At 40.1% G+C, this 14,671-nt stretch carries 16 protein-coding genes and 1 tRNA gene; 11 read left to right on the top strand and 6 right to left on the bottom strand.

The window, feature by feature from the left end:
- The 3 genes from tolA to pal all read left to right on the top strand — a co-directional run.
- On the top strand, positions 1 to 556 hold a 556-nt coding region (gene tolA, locus A7A69_RS16925), incomplete at its 5' end, for a cell envelope integrity protein TolA (protein WP_241675278.1).
- Positions 557 to 654: 98 nt separating this feature from the next.
- On the top strand, positions 655 to 1,938 hold the full coding sequence (gene tolB, locus A7A69_RS15545) for a Tol-Pal system beta propeller repeat protein TolB (RefSeq protein WP_152878550.1): 1,284 nt from the start codon (positions 655 to 657) through the stop codon (positions 1,936 to 1,938).
- A gap of 64 nt (positions 1,939 to 2,002) precedes the next feature.
- Positions 2,003 to 2,572, top strand: coding sequence for a peptidoglycan-associated lipoprotein Pal (gene pal / locus A7A69_RS15540; protein ID WP_120370216.1), 570 nt, complete (start codon positions 2,003 to 2,005; stop codon positions 2,570 to 2,572).
- A gap of 58 nt (positions 2,573 to 2,630) precedes the next feature.
- Here the strand turns inward: pal and A7A69_RS15535 are convergent, their stop codons facing one another.
- The gene (locus A7A69_RS15535) at positions 2,631 to 2,822 is read right to left on the bottom strand and encodes an NF038105 family protein (RefSeq protein ID WP_004986842.1); all 192 of its coding nucleotides are present in this window, start codon (positions 2,820 to 2,822) and stop codon (positions 2,631 to 2,633) included.
- Positions 2,823 to 3,007: 185 nt separating this feature from the next.
- Here A7A69_RS15535 and A7A69_RS15530 point away from each other — a divergent pair, with 185 nt between their 5' ends.
- The 5 genes from A7A69_RS15530 to A7A69_RS15510 all read left to right on the top strand — a co-directional run bounded on the left by A7A69_RS15530 (position 3,008) and on the right by A7A69_RS15510 (position 6,285).
- Complete coding sequence (locus A7A69_RS15530; RefSeq protein WP_152878547.1) at positions 3,008 to 3,979, top strand: class 1 fructose-bisphosphatase; 972 nt, start codon at positions 3,008 to 3,010, stop codon at positions 3,977 to 3,979.
- Between the two features lie 49 nt (positions 3,980 to 4,028).
- The gene (locus tag A7A69_RS15525; RefSeq protein ID WP_152878546.1) at positions 4,029 to 4,805 is read left to right on the top strand and encodes a TrmH family RNA methyltransferase; all 777 of its coding nucleotides are present in this window, start codon (positions 4,029 to 4,031) and stop codon (positions 4,803 to 4,805) included.
- Between the two features lie 170 nt (positions 4,806 to 4,975).
- Positions 4,976 to 5,599 carry an RNA polymerase sigma factor gene (locus A7A69_RS15520; RefSeq protein ID WP_151981103.1) on the top strand — a complete coding sequence of 208 codons (624 nt, stop codon included), beginning with the start codon at positions 4,976 to 4,978 and terminating at the stop codon, positions 5,597 to 5,599.
- The gene (locus tag A7A69_RS15515) at positions 5,586 to 5,906 is read left to right on the top strand and encodes a hypothetical protein (RefSeq protein ID WP_151981104.1); all 321 of its coding nucleotides are present in this window, start codon (positions 5,586 to 5,588) and stop codon (positions 5,904 to 5,906) included. The genes A7A69_RS15520 and A7A69_RS15515 overlap by 14 nt, the downstream gene beginning before the upstream one ends.
- Positions 5,896 to 6,285: a DUF3106 domain-containing protein gene (locus A7A69_RS15510; RefSeq protein ID WP_120370221.1), complete on the top strand. Its 390-nt coding sequence runs from the start codon at positions 5,896 to 5,898 to the stop codon at positions 6,283 to 6,285. Before A7A69_RS15515 ends, A7A69_RS15510 begins: the two co-directional genes overlap by 11 nt.
- A 43-nt stretch (positions 6,286 to 6,328) precedes the next feature.
- Here the strand turns inward: A7A69_RS15510 and A7A69_RS15505 are convergent, their stop codons facing one another.
- Positions 6,329 to 7,585 carry a diguanylate cyclase gene (locus A7A69_RS15505; protein ID WP_151981127.1) on the bottom strand — a complete coding sequence of 419 codons (1,257 nt, stop codon included), beginning with the start codon at positions 7,583 to 7,585 and terminating at the stop codon, positions 6,329 to 6,331.
- 151 nt (positions 7,586 to 7,736) lie between these two features.
- On the opposite strand from A7A69_RS15505, the gene pyrC reads away from it, so the two are divergent.
- The 3 genes from pyrC (at position 7,737) to A7A69_RS15490 (ending at position 9,515) form a co-directional block, all read left to right on the top strand.
- Complete coding sequence (gene pyrC, locus A7A69_RS15500; protein WP_120370223.1) at positions 7,737 to 8,771, top strand: dihydroorotase; 1,035 nt, start codon at positions 7,737 to 7,739, stop codon at positions 8,769 to 8,771.
- Positions 8,756 to 9,421, top strand: coding sequence for a ribonuclease T (gene rnt, locus A7A69_RS15495; protein WP_120370224.1), 666 nt, complete (start codon positions 8,756 to 8,758; stop codon positions 9,419 to 9,421). The genes pyrC and rnt overlap by 16 nt, the downstream gene beginning before the upstream one ends.
- Positions 9,422 to 9,439: 18 nt before the next feature.
- A tRNA-Glu gene (locus A7A69_RS15490) sits at positions 9,440 to 9,515 on the top strand.
- A gap of 110 nt (positions 9,516 to 9,625) precedes the next feature.
- Here the strand turns inward: A7A69_RS15490 and A7A69_RS15485 are convergent.
- The 4 genes from A7A69_RS15485 to yejB form a co-directional block, all read right to left on the bottom strand.
- A complete protein-coding gene (locus A7A69_RS15485) occupies positions 9,626 to 10,870 on the bottom strand; it encodes an NADH:flavin oxidoreductase/NADH oxidase family protein (RefSeq protein WP_152878545.1) in 1,245 nt (414 codons plus the stop codon).
- A gap of 113 nt (positions 10,871 to 10,983) precedes the next feature.
- Complete coding sequence (locus A7A69_RS15480; protein WP_152878549.1) at positions 10,984 to 12,582, bottom strand: ABC transporter ATP-binding protein; 1,599 nt, start codon at positions 12,580 to 12,582, stop codon at positions 10,984 to 10,986.
- Positions 12,557 to 13,570, bottom strand: a complete 1,014-nt coding sequence (locus tag A7A69_RS15475) for an ABC transporter permease (protein ID WP_151981107.1) — start codon at positions 13,568 to 13,570, stop codon at positions 12,557 to 12,559. The genes A7A69_RS15480 and A7A69_RS15475 overlap by 26 nt, the downstream gene beginning before the upstream one ends.
- The gene (gene yejB / locus A7A69_RS15470; RefSeq protein ID WP_120370228.1) at positions 13,570 to 14,643 is read right to left on the bottom strand and encodes a microcin C ABC transporter permease YejB; all 1,074 of its coding nucleotides are present in this window, start codon (positions 14,641 to 14,643) and stop codon (positions 13,570 to 13,572) included. Before yejB ends, A7A69_RS15475 begins: the two co-directional genes overlap by 1 nt.
- Positions 14,644 to 14,671: the final 28 nt, after the last annotated feature.

Genomic DNA, 14,671 nt, shown 5'->3' with positions numbered 1-14,671 from the left:
GGAAAAAGCGAAACAGCAGGCCGATACCAAAGCAAAAGCTGATGCAGCAGCTAAAGCAAAACATGAAGCGGATGCCAAAGCAAAAGCTGATGCAGCAGCAAAGGCAAAACAACAAGCAGATGCCAAAGCTAAAGCAGATGCAGCAGCCAAAGCAAAACATGAAGCGGATGCCAAAGCTAAAGCAGAGGCCGACGCCAAACGAAAAGCTGAAGCAGATGCGGAAGCAAAAGCCTCGGCTGCCAAGCAAGCCGCTGAAGAAGCTGCCCAGAAAAAAGCTGACGCTAAAAAAATTGCATCTACAGCAAAACGTGATTTTGAGCAGAAAATCTATCGCACTTGGGATATTCCAATGGGATCATCTGGTAAAAAAGCAACTGCGCGCGTCACCTTAACCGATAGTGGTGCTGTTGCCTCCGTGATTGTAAATGCAAGCGATCCAGATATGAAAGCGAGTGTAGAAGCTGCTGTTCGTGCAGCCGCACCTTACCCGATGCCTTCTGATGCAGATGCACGTCGTGAAGCAAGAACTTTCACATCAACATTTACTGCTAAATAATATTTTGGTCATAATTACATGGTTTAAATGGATTTTGACCCTGTAATTATGCTAAATACTTTTATTCCACAAAAATGAGCCGCTCTCACAATACGACTATGGATATGAATCGCAAACATCTCTTATCAATCGCTATCATTACTGCACTGAGTTCAGCTTTTGTTCCCCAAGCATTTGCACAACTGCATCTTGAAATCGCCAAAGCACCAGAACAAGCACCTAAAATTGCGATTGTTCCCTTTGCCAATGATCAATCCATTTATCCTATTGTTGAAAATGACCTAAACCGTTCTGGTCGTTTTACCAGTGCATCAAACAATTTACCTGTTACAGGTGCAATTGATCAGATTCAGACAGATGCATGGCAAGCGGCTGGTATTCCTTATGTTGTCGTGGGAAATATCAAGCCTGCCGCCAATAATAGCTCTGAAGTGCATTATCAACTTTATGACGTACAAAAAAAGCAGTTTTTGCTGAATGAATTATTAACCGTACCCAATTCGCGTGTGCGTCAAGCTGCACACATGATCAGTGATGCAATTTATCAGGCATTAACAGGGATTCAGGGTGACTTTAGTGGTCGTATTGCTTATGTCCTACGTAATCCAGTTACCCCTGAACAGCGTTATACTTTACAAATTGCAGATACTGACGGCGAGCAGCCCAAAACCGTGTTGTCTTCGCGTGATCCTATTCTTTCACCTGCATGGACACCAGATGCCAAAAAAATCGCGTATGTTTCATTTGAAACAAAGCGTCCAGCGATTTATTTACAAGATTTGGCAACAGGTCAACGTGAAGTGTTGGCTAGCTTTAAAGGTCTAAACGGCGCGCCAAGTTTCTCACCTGATGGTAAGTCGATGTTGTTTACTGCATCTATGCATGGCAACCCAGAAGTCTATCAAATGAATCTGGAAACACGTCAACTGCAACGTATGACCAATGACAGCGCGATTGATACAGAAGCTCGTTACGCGCCAGATGGCAAATCTTTTATCTTCACTTCTGATCGCGGCGGTTCAGCACAAATTTATCGCTATAGTTTTGATGATGCTTCTGTTAACCGACTTACTTTCCGAGGTGCTTTCAATGCCCGCGGAACTTTAAGTGCAGATGGAAAAAATATTGCACTGGTGCATCGCCCATCTGGTAGCAATTACAAAGTTGCCATTATGAATATTTCAACAGGCATCGTAAATATTTTGACCCCAACCAGTTTAGATGAATCGCCAAGTTTTTCACCAAATGGGCAAATGGTGGTTTATGCCACTCGCGAAGGTAATCGTGGCCTACTCTCTGTGATGTCGACAGATGGCCGATTCCGCATGAATTTACCAAGTGAACAAGGCGAAGTTCGTGAACCCGCTTGGGCACCCAAATAATAATTGGCCGCCTAAATCACGATGAAGCACTTTTATTTTTTAACTGAATTAGATGGAGATCACAATGAAAGCTGTTAAGTTATTCGTTTTACCCGTACTCGCAACTGCTGTCATTATGACAGGCTGTGCAAGCCGTAAACCTGCTGCTGAAATTCAAGCAGGAAATAATCCAAATAGTGCTGGCACAGTCAATACGTCTGGTTTGAGTGACGATGCTGCATTAAATGCACAAAACCTGACAGGTGCGTCATCAAAAGGCGTGACTGCTGCAAATCGTGCTGCACTTGCAAAACGTGTGGTTCACTTTGATTATGACAGCAGTGACTTATCTTCTGAAGACTATCAAACGCTACAAGCGCATGCTCAGTTTTTAATGGCTAATGCAAATTCACGTGTTGCGCTCACTGGACATACCGATGAACGTGGTACACGTGAATACAACATGGCTTTAGGTGAGCGCCGTGCCAAAGCCGTTCAGAGCTTTTTGATTACCAATGGTGTCAATCCGCAACAATTAGAAGCGGTGAGTTATGGTAAAGAAATGCCTGTAAATTCAGGTCATGATGAAGCGGCATGGAAAGAAAACCGCCGTGTAGAAATTAACTACGAAGCTGTTCCACCACTATTGAAATAATAATCGCTTAGGGTGAAAAAAATCGCTTAAAGCAATAGACTTTAAGCGATTTTTTAACTTATGGGCTTTGTTGTTCCTGCTCTGTTTTAGGCGGATGCATGGATTCAATCAAATCGTGTTTATTAAACTCTTTGTATTCAGGTTTCGCCTCATACCCTTTCCACGCTTCATCTACAGACTCTTTTGAAATTTCGTCGAGATTAATCGGTTCATTTGGGGTTGGCATCGCACCGAAGGTTTTGGTCGTCATGCCTCGTCTCCTCTCATACTTATACTGACTTTTCACATCCTTATTATTATTCAACATAACACGTTGCTGTACACTTGCAAGCATAAAATCGCAACAAATAAAGTCATATAATTTTTCTTTTAGGTCGATCTCATCTACACTATAGCCATTTCTAAACGACCCTTTTCATTTTGGAGTTTTCCTGTATGTCAAACCTGAATTTGACGCAATATTTACAACAACAATCAGGCCATTTGACACCTGAACTTGCTCAAGTGATTGAAACCATTGCCGCTACTTGTAATACTATTGATCAGGCATTACAAAAAGGTGCTTTGGCAGGCATTTTGGGTAGTGCAGAAAATGAAAACGTTCAAGGTGAAACTCAGAAAAAATTAGATGTTATCTCAAATGATTATTTAATTGATGCATTAAAAGTTCACCCACATGTTGGTGGTTTGGCATCTGAAGAATTAGATGATTTCACACCAGCTCAAGCAAACGGTAAATATTTGGTGTTATTTGATCCACTTGATGGTTCTAGCAACATTGATATCAATATGTGCGTCGGTACCATCTTTTCAATTTTACCTGCCAAAAATGCAGTCACTCAAGCGGCTGATTTCATGCAAGCTGGAACTGAACAAGTTGCAGCAGGTTATGTTCTTTATGGCCCATCTACGATGTTGGCTTTAACTGTTGGCAATGGCGTTGCATTCTTTACTTTTGATCCAGAAAGTCAACAATTTATTCTGACGGCGGATCAAGTCAAAGTCAGTGAAGAGACACAAGAATTTGCCATTAATGCATCTAATCAGCGTCATTGGGAACAACCTGTAAAACGTTATATTGATGAACTTCTTGCAGGGAAAACCTCAGTTCGCGCTAAAGACTTCAATATGCGCTGGGTCGCATGTATGGTAGGCGACATTCATCGTATTTTATGTCGTGGCGGTATTTTCCTTTATCCTTATGATTTAAAGGATCCGAAGAAAGCAGGACGTTTACGCTTAATGTATGAAGCAAATCCGATGAGCATGCTGATCGAACAGGCTGGTGGCGCATCAACGACAGGCCGTGCCCGTATTTTAGACATTCAGCCAACCGAATTACATCAACGTGTACCTGTGATCATTGGCTCTAAACAAGAAGTTGAGCTGGTGACCAGTTACCATTAATTATTTTTATAGCGATGATGCATCACAGCATCATCGTGGATCTTCTTTTATGGCTATTATTTTTCTTGAATCCAAAGACAACGCTAAAATTAAGCATTTGCGCAGTCTTATTGAGCAACAAGCCTACCGAAAAAAACAACGTCAAACGGTGCTTGAGGGAACTCATCTGTGCCTGTCATGGTTGCAGGAAAAAGGCAAACTTGTCTCCCTTTTTACCACTGAAGCTGCTTTAGAGCATTCAGATTTACAAGCGATTATTGAACAGTACAATGGCTCAGTTTTTGTCATCAGTGAGTCTTTATATAAAGATATTAGTACACTGGGAACCAGTTTGGCCTGCCTTGCTGTAATTGACTTACCGCAAAGTAGCAAAGCACTGGACTTTCACGCAGATACGCTTATTCTGGAAAACATTCAAGATCCTGGCAATGTTGGTACCCTTTTACGCTCCGCTGCTGCCGCCAATATTAAACAAATTATTTGTACTAAAGGATCGGCCTCACTATGGTCACCTCGAGTTTTACGTGCGGCAATGGGTGCTCATTTTAGTTTATATACTTTTGAAAATATTGAACTCGAAACGCTGCTTGATCAGTTTCATATTCCAGTATTTGTCACAAGTTCACATCAATCAAATAGCCTTTATGAACAAGATTTGACGACTCCTTGCGTCTGGGTTTTAGGTAACGAAGGTCAAGGCGTTTCAGATTATGCTTTGGCACATGCACAAGCACTCGCGATTCCACAACCTGGCGGTCAGGAGTCGCTTAATGTGGCTATTGCAGGATCAATTTGCTTTTTTGAAATGGTGCGCCAACGGCTATAAAAAACGTTAATTTATATTAAAGCTGCTTAATCATTGGGAAAAATCATTTAAACTTAAACCTGTAAAAATAACATTTTATATTGTCAACCTATTCTTTCTTTTTGGCGTTATATAGTAGGTAACTGTTAAAAAGGAAGAATGGGGATCGAATGACAGGATTTTCCATTTCTATGGACTTAGCGCCAAAGCAGTCTGGATCTAAAGTTGATAGTGTTCATGTGAATACGGCTGAACAACGCCTGAAACTTTTTATGAATGAGGTCACAGGACGCGCGCTGGTCATGATGGAAAGTGCTACACAGGGTCAGCAAGGTATTGCGATGGATTTGGTACAAGAAGCTTTTATTTCTTTACACAAATCTTATGCCGATAAAACCCTTGATGAATGGTATCCCCTGTTCTACACGATTTTAAATAACAAATTACAGGACTGGCGACGTAAAGAAGCGCGCCGCTCCAACCCTTTTTCGTTTTTTAAAAAGGTGAGTCTAGACAGTGACAATGACGAAGTTATTGAGATTGTGGATGAAACTACGCTCAATCCTTCTGATTTTTTGAGTCAAGAAGTCACCATTGAAGAAATTCAGGAAGCCATTGCAGAACTTCCACCACGTCAGCAACAAGCATTTATGCTACGTGCATGGGAAGGCTTTGATACACAAACAACTGCACAAATTATGAATTGTAGTGAAGGCAGTGTAAAAACGCACTATCATCGTGCAATTCAGGGGCTTCGTACTGCTTTAGCTCATTTAAATCCATCTTTGGGAGGTTCATCAGATGAATCGAGATGATTTTACCAAGCAGATAACGTCCAAGCTTGATGGACTTGCTCGTCATCATAAGCACAAACCGATCGTCATCGCCCATGTTTTGGACACGATCAAACAAGAACCACGTTCTTTTTATAGTATATGGAGAATGTCTGGATTTGCTCTTGCTGCTGCCATTACAGGATTTGTAATCTTGCCTAATAGCTTTGATGCTTCGGATAAGCCACAAAATCAGGTGATTGCAAGTCCAAAACTTTCACCACAAATGGTTGAAGATCTAGAGATGCTGAGTGTTTTAGGTGAGGACAGAGTTCCGCATGGTAGCTAAAAAAATAGCACTAGCACTTTGTGCGCTTAGTTTTTTACAAACCAGTTTCGCTGGGTTTGAACGCTTTTGGATATTTTCAAAAAGTGCAGATTCTCAGGTAAATGAAACGTGGAATACATTATCTGAAAATGAACAACGTGCATTGATTAAACGCTATGAATCTTTGAAAGATGCACCAAAAGATCAGACTGTTGATTTACAGCAACGCATGGACTGGTTTACCCAACTCCCCGAACAAGAAAAGCAAAAAATGCGTGATGTTTGGCAAAAAATGAGTACTCAGGAAAGGAACGATTTACGTAAACGGATGCAAAAAGCACCATTAGAAGAACGTGCAGCAATACGTGAAGAATATATTGAAAAGTACTTAACGCCCTAAATCTACTATTTAAAACCAGTTTTAGAAACTGGTTTTTTATTGGCTAAACCTTGTTACCGCGCAAAGAATGATAATAAATCTGATTACGACCCAGTTTTTTAGCTCGATATAATGCTTGATCGGCATAAGAAAGTAATTCTTTCTGATCGATATTGGGTTCTCCCCTATACACTGTAATTCCTAAACTAATGGTGACCTGATTTGAAACATTTGATTTTTCATGAAGAATTTCAAGTCTTTCAATGGAACGATAAATATTGGATGCAACCGCATAAGCCCCTTGTGCATCGGTTTCTGGCAATAACACCACAAACTCCTCTCCGCCATAACGCGCTACAAAATCCATATGCCTGATCGAATTTTTAATGGCTTTTGCTAAACTAGCAATGACATGATCTCCAAGCTGATGTCCATAAAAATCATTATAATTTTTAAAAAAATCGATATCGATAAACAGAATTCCTAACGAACTGTTATCTCTTCGGGTCTGTAAGTAAAATACATCGAGCATTTCATCAAAACTACGACGGTTGGAAATTTGAGTTAATCCATCATGCTGACTCAAATGCAAAAATTCAGAGGCGTGAATTCTTTGTATATTTTCATTAATTTCTGCCAATTTTGCATTCAAAAACAACATTCTTTCTTTAGACACCAGCATTGAACTAATGGCAAATCCAAGTAAACAGCTTCCAATTAATGCTCTGGTTAAAATTATCAGATGAAAATAGACATTAAACATCGAAAGCCATGCCAAAGTGATCAATGCAGATACCATTCCCACCATCAGCATATGTATTGGTTTTAGTCCACTCAAGATAAAACCCAACATATATATAAATGAGATCAATAGCATGGCTTGATTTTTGAGTGCCTCGCTTTGAACAGTCATCATCAGAATTGAGGTTAAAACGATTGCCCAAAGTACGATAAAACATGCTGCTTTATAAAAATAAGGCTTCAATGATGGAATCATGGCAAAGGCAAAATAAGTCAATAAACATACTGCCCCATTGATCACGCTTAAAATGCATCGAATAAAATCCGAAACAAAATAGCGCTGCTCAATAACCATATAATCGCCTGGCACTGTAAACAGCATGAAAATAATATAAGTGACGAGACCACTCCAAAAAAATTGAATGGTATTCAAACGCGTACGTTCAATATGCATCTTCCAGAACTGCTTTTCCAATACCTTTGGTAGAGCGCGATTCGTCAGTTTTTCACGTACAAGCGAAAGCTTTTCAATTTCTTCTTTTGTTTGATGCAGCTCGTCAAGGTTGTATTTGTAATCCATTACACCCTGCAAGAATTTATCCTTATATGAATAAAAATAGCACACTTATCGTGAATTTTATCAAACCGATTTCGCTTTTTATCCATAAAACTGTTTACCATTTTGGACGTATATGGATTATCATCTGTTTTATTTTTCAGTTTGAATCGTCTTGGATACTATTACTCTTCTTCAGCCCGATGACTGGCATGCTCATTTACGTGATGGTTTAGCACTACAACGTACTGTTCCTGATTTAGCTCGACAATTTGCCCGCGCAATCTGTATGCCTAATTTGGTTCCACCTGTAAAAACAGTCGAAGAAGCTCAGGCTTATCGTGAACGCATTATGGCGCATGTACCTGAAGGGATAAACTTTGATCCACGTATGGTCTTGTATTTTACCGATCACACATCTCCAGATGAAGTGAGTAAAATTAAAGCTTCAGAGCATGTCAATGCGATTAAATTATATCCAGCAGGTGCAACCACCAATTCAGATAATGGTGTCAGTGATATTCGCAAAGTGTATGCAGTGATTGAGCAATTGGAAGAACATCAGGTTCCATTGTTATTACACGGTGAAGTTACTCATCATCACGTTGATATTTTTGATCGTGAAAAGCGTTTTCTTGATGAAGTGTTGTCTCCATTATTAAAACAATTTCCAAAACTTAAATTAGTATTGGAACATATTACGACCAGTGAGGCAGCACATTTTGTTCTTGAACATGATCGTAATGTAGCAGCAACCATTACGCCTCAGCATTTATTGTTTAATCGTAATGACATGTTGGTTGGTGGAATTAAACCACATTTTTATTGCTTACCTATTTTGAAACGTCAAACTCATCAGCAAACGTTGATTGAAGTCGCAACCAGTGGCAACCCTAAATTCTTTTTAGGGACTGACAGCGCACCCCATTCTAAAAATGCCAAAGAAAATGCATGTGGCTGTGCAGGCTGTTATAGCGCCCCCACAGCAATTGAACTATATGCACAAGCATTTGATCAAATGGGTAAACTTGAACGGCTTGAGGGCTTTGCTAGCCACTTTGGTGCTGACTTTTACGGTTTACCGCGCAATACATCGACGATCACCTTGGTCAGAGAGGAACACACTATTCCAGAACAACTTGAATATCTGGATGGTGAAAATATTATCCCACTTTATGCAGGTAAAACTCTTCAATGGAGGAAAGTGTGAACCAACAAATTAGCGCTCCACCTGTTATAGGACAGCGTTTCCGTGGTTTTTTACCTGTCGTGGTTGATGTTGAAACAGCAGGTTTTAATTCACAAACCGATGCTCTACTTGAAATCGCATGTATTCCTATCGTTTATAACGAAACAGGTCAATTCGTACCAGGTGAAGCCTATCATGCGCATATTAATCCATTTGAAGGGGCTAATCTGGATCGCAGATCTTTAGATTTTATTGGCATCGACCCCTTTAATCCAATGCGCGTTGCAATGGCGGAAGATGAAAAAACAGCATTAAGACGTATTTTTAAATCAATCAATGACGTTCGTCGCCAACAGCAATGTACTCATGCGGTATTGGTTGGTCATAATGCACATTTTGATCTTGGCTTTTTACAAGCGGCTATCGCACGCACATCCACTAAAAATCAAAATCCATTTCATAGCTTTTCGGTTTTTGATACAGTCACTTTAAGTGCAGTCATGTTTGGTCAAACCGTGTTGGCAAAAGCCTGTATTCAAGCTGGAATCGAGTTTGATGGCAAAGAAGCACATTCTGCTTTGTACGATACACAGAAAACAGCTGAACTGTTTTGCTATATTTTGAACAAACTCGCACCTTACTTACTTGACACTTTAACGGCAGATTCTTAATATACCGCCATCCTCAACGTCCCTATCGTCTAGAGGCCTAGGACATCGCCCTTTCACGGCGGTAACCGGGGTTCGAATCCCCGTAGGGACGCCAGATTCTAAAAAGCCACTACATCATGATAGTGGCTTTTTTCTAAGTAAATCTAAGTATCTATAAAATTTAAGATCATAAAAAAGGGATTCTCAAGAATCCCTTTTTTTACATTATGCAGACTTACGTGAATTGACCTGACCTTTAATGACCGCTTTGATATTACCTTTGGCATAATTTAAAAAGACCAAAAGCGGAGATAATTTTGGATTCGGTTTTTTTCCTTTACCGATACTCCTAAACTGCGCTGCATACCAGATAATTTCCATAATCGCCATTTTATCGACGAAAGGTAAACCTGTTTTTATAGGTTTAACCGCATACTTCACATCGTGACCTGCAATTAAACGATTCGCCAAATCTGTTTCTACTGCAAACGGGCGAGCAATACCAATAAAATCACAAGCACCACTCTCTAATGCAGCATTCATACCTGCAACTGTACGAAAACCGCCCGTCACCATAAGCTTACATTTCACCTGCTGACGAATTTTCTCAGAAAAGTCTAAAAAGTATGCTTCACGCGCAATAGTGCTGGCTTTACGCTTTTCCGATTTCGCGCCAGCCATTGCAGGCGCTTCATAAGTTCCGCCAGATATTTCAATTAAATCGATTCCAACGGCGTCAATGGCTTTAAATACTGTAATTACATCTTCTTCAGTAATTCCGCCGCGTTGAAAATCAGCCGAGTTAAGTTTGACTGAAATGATAAAATTTTCTGAAGTTGCTTCACGTACTGCTTTATAAATTTCTAGCAGAAAACGCATACGATTTTCAATCGAGCCACCCCATTGATCCTGACGCTTATTCGTCAATGGTGATAAAAACTGACTGATCAAATAACCATGTGCACCATGTAGCTGTACGCCCTCGAAACCTGCTTTTTCACAAATACTTGCGGCTTTCGCAAAGCGCTGAATAATATCCAGAATCTCATCTTCTCGAAGCTCACGAGGTGTTCCAAACATTGTGGCAAGCATAGGACTAAATGGCACAGCAGAAGGTGCAACAGTTTCTTTATTCAATCCCTTTGGACACTGACGCCCTGGATGAGATAACTGGATTAACTGTACCATTTCGTACTGCTTGCCAATATCAGCCCATTTTTTTAGTTCAACTAGATCACGTTCACTTTCAGCTACCACAACGCCAGGCTCATTTTTAGCACGGATATCTACCATGACATTGCCTGTAATGGCACAGCCTAGACCACCTTTCGCCCATGCTTCATAAAGCCCAAGATGCAACTGATTGGGTTGTCCTGCATCATTGGCAAGTGCTTCACTCATCGCACCTTTAATTAAGCGATTTTTAAATGTGGTATTTCTGATTTGAATTGAATCGGCGATCTGTGTCATGTTTTTCTCTTTTAAAAAATCGGAGCCATTACTCCAATTTGAATTAAAAAATGCGTTAAAGTCATTTTATATGTACAAATTGACAATATCACATGTCAATTATATGCAAAAGTTTAATATTGACTTGCAGCAATCAACTGCCGTGTATACTCTGATTGGGGCGATAAAAATAATTGTTCAGTATCTTGATATTCCACGACTTTTGCATGACGTAATACTAAAACTTTTTGGCATAGAGCGCGGACGACTTGTAAGTCATGACTAATAAATAAGTAACTAAACTGCTGCTCTTGTTGTAAACGGCGCAATAACTGGACGATTGAACGCTGTGTCGTACGATCCAGTGCAGAAGTTGGCTCATCCAATATAATAAGTTTGGGTTTTAAAATTAATGCACGCGCTAATGCAATCCTCTGGCGTTGTCCACCTGATAATTCATGCGGATAACGGTGTTTAAATTCAGTCGGCAATTCCACTTGCATCAATGCATCATCAATTAAACCTTCGATTTCGTTGGCTTTAGTCTGTTTTATAACCAACCCCTCACCAATAATCTGTGCGACTGTCATTCGTGGATTTAAACTACTAAAGGGATCCTGAAACACTATTTGAAAATCTGCACGTAATGGTCGTAATTGATTTTCCTTGAGATGATTTAAATCCTGACCAAGTAAAATAATTTGTCCATCACTTTCAATCAATCTGGTCACCGCTAGCGCAAGTGTGGTTTTACCCGATCCACTCTCTCCCACAATGCCTATCGACTCTCCCTGATGGAGCACTAAATCCATCGGTTCTAATGCAACCACATAATCTTTTATACGATTAAGCAAACCTTGTTTAATCGGAAACTTGATTCCCAATTGTTGAAGTACAAGCAGTTGCAATTCAGGATTTACACTTAATGCACGGCCAAAGTCATGATTAAGCAAATGTTGCGTATACGTGCTTTTAGGATGATTAAAAATATCCAGTACTTGACCTTGTTCTTCAACATACCCTTTATTCATCACAATAACCTGATCAGCATAACGCTTCACCAGATTCAAATCATGACTAATCAAAATCATCGACATATTTCGTTTTTGCTGCAAAGTTTTAAGCAAACTTAAAATTTGTGCCTGTAAAGTAACATCCAATGCAGTCGTTGGCTCATCAGCAATTAAAATCTCAGGCTCTTGTGCCAACGCCATCGCAATCATGACTCGTTGTCTTTGACCACCCGATAATTCATGCGGATAACGTCTCAACTTAGTTTCAGGCTCAGGAATCCCCACATCTTCAAGTAGCTCAAGCACACGCTTTCGAACTTGCTGCTTTGACCATCCCTTTAACATCAAGGTTTCACCCACAATTTTTTCTACCCGATGCAACGGATTTAAGGCCGTCATCGGTTCCTGAAAAATCATGGCAATTTTTTGACCACGAATCCGTCGATATTGCGTTTGATTCAAATGCAGTAGATCTTGATCTTCAAATAAAGCTTTGCCTTCTATCTTTAAATGCTGAGGGAGTAGTCCCAGTAAGGCGAGACTACTAATTGACTTTCCTGAACCGCTTTCACCCACAATCGCCAGGGTTTGACCCTGTTTTAGCTCAAAATCCAATTGCTGAACCAAAACTTGACCCATTTCATTTTCAATATGTAAGCCACTTACTTTCAGGCAGGTCATTTGCTGCATTTGATTATTGTCGTCTTGGATCGAATGCATCACGCGTTGCCTCCCCGACATAGATAAGTAGTGATAACACCAGAGCCAAACTAAAGAATCCAGATAACGCTAGCCATGGTGCGGTTAAATTATTTTTACCCTGTAGCAATAACTCACCTAATGAAGCAGCATCAGGCGGTAAACCATAGCCTAAAAAGTCCAGTGCGGTCAGTGCAGTAATATTTGCGGTTAGCATAAAAGGAAGTTGCGATAAACTTGAACTCATGGCATTGGGTAAAATATGCCGAAACATAATCGTTCGATCTTTTACCCCTAAAGCACGTGCTGCACGAACATAATCGAAATTTCTTGCCCGCAAAAATTCTGCTCGAACCAATCCGACCAAAGCAGGCCAACCAAAAAGTAACATAATCAAAAAAAGCCAGTACACATTTGGGGTAAACATACTGACCAAAATCATGACCATGAACAGCATGGGTAAACCACCCCACACTTCAAGAATACGCTGACCAATAAGATCAATCCATCCGCCGTAATAGCCCTGTATTGCGCCAACAATGATTCCAATTACAGCGGAAAGGAAAGTTAAGGCAAAACCAAAGATCAACGATACACGCAAACCATAAAGAATCCGTGCCAATACATCGCGTCCCTGATCGTCTGTTCCAAGCCAGTTTTGTTGGCTTGGTGGTGATGGCACAGGTACGGCCAGATCCAAATTTGGAGTTTGATAAGCAAAGGGAATCAGCGGCCATACTGCCCAGCCTTTATTATCTATCAGCTTTTGTACCGCAGGATCTTTGTAATCCGCTTCGGTTTCAAATACACCACCGAAAGTTGTTTCTGGGTAGGATTTGATAACGGGGAAATAATAGGTCTGATCGTATTTGACCAAAATCGGTTTATCGTTGGCAATAAATTCTGAACTCAACGACAAAATAAAAATAAGCACAAATAAAATAAAACAGCTAAAACCCAAACGATTTTGCTTAAAGCGTTTAAAACGCGCCTGCATCAAAGGAGACATTATTTAGCTCCTCGTGATTCAAAGTTAATCCGCGGATCAATCACCTGATACAACACATCACTGATTAGCCTTAAAACCAGACCGAGCAAGGTAAATAAAAATAAAGTACCAAAAATTACGGGATAATCGCGTTGGGTAATCGCCTCAAAGCCGAGTAAACCTACGCCATCCAGATTAAAAATGATTTCAATAAATAAGTTGCCGACAAAGAAAATTCCAATCAGTGCTTCTGGCAAACCCGCAATCACAATCAGCATTGCATTGCGAAAGACATGTCCATAAAGAACCCGATTTTCAGTTAAACCTTTTGAACGTGCTGCCAGTACATATTGTTTATTCAATTCTTCCATAAAAGAATATTTAGTCAGATAAGTTAAGCCTGCAAAACCACCCAAGACCATTGTTAACAAAGGCAAAGTCATATGCCAAAAGTAATCTTTAATTTTATCGAAAAAACTAAGTTGTTGAAAATTTTCAGAGACTAAGCCTTGCAATGGGAACCAGTGAAAATAGGAACCACCTGCAAAGAATACGATTAACAACACACCAAACACAAAAGTTGGCACAGCATACCCGACTGCAAGCAACATAGACGTTGATTTATCAAAAAATAAACCATGCTGTTTGGCTTTGCGGATTCCAAGTGGAATTGATACTAAATAAATCAGTAAGGTACTCCAAAGCCCAAGTGAAATGGTCACTGGCATTTTTTCATACAACAATTGAGTTACTGGTTTATCTTTAAAGAAACTCGTGCCAAAATCTAACGTAACATAGCCTTTGAGCATTAACCAAAAGCGCTCTGGTGCAGATTTATCAAAACCATACTGGGCTTTTATCTGTTCAATCATTTCAGGACTTAGACCTCTAGCCCCCTGATACGACCGATCAGCTGCAACACTTACTGTTTCACCACCGCCTGTATTATTCATTCCCTGAAAATTTTCAGCCTGATGAATTGCTTGCTCAACAGGTCCACCTGGTGCAATTTGAACCACCAAAAAATTAATCAATAAAATCAGAAATAAAGTCGGAACAATGAGTAAAAGTCGCTTAATAATATAGGTGCCCATATTTGGTTCCTTTGGCGTCTTTTGATGA

The organism is Acinetobacter guerrae, assembly GCF_009372255.1.
In the GTDB taxonomy this organism is placed as follows: Bacteria; Pseudomonadota; Gammaproteobacteria; order Pseudomonadales; family Moraxellaceae; genus Acinetobacter; species Acinetobacter guerrae.
The sequence above is the reverse complement of the archived record's forward strand: the minus strand, read 5'-3'. Positions and strand labels throughout refer to the sequence as shown.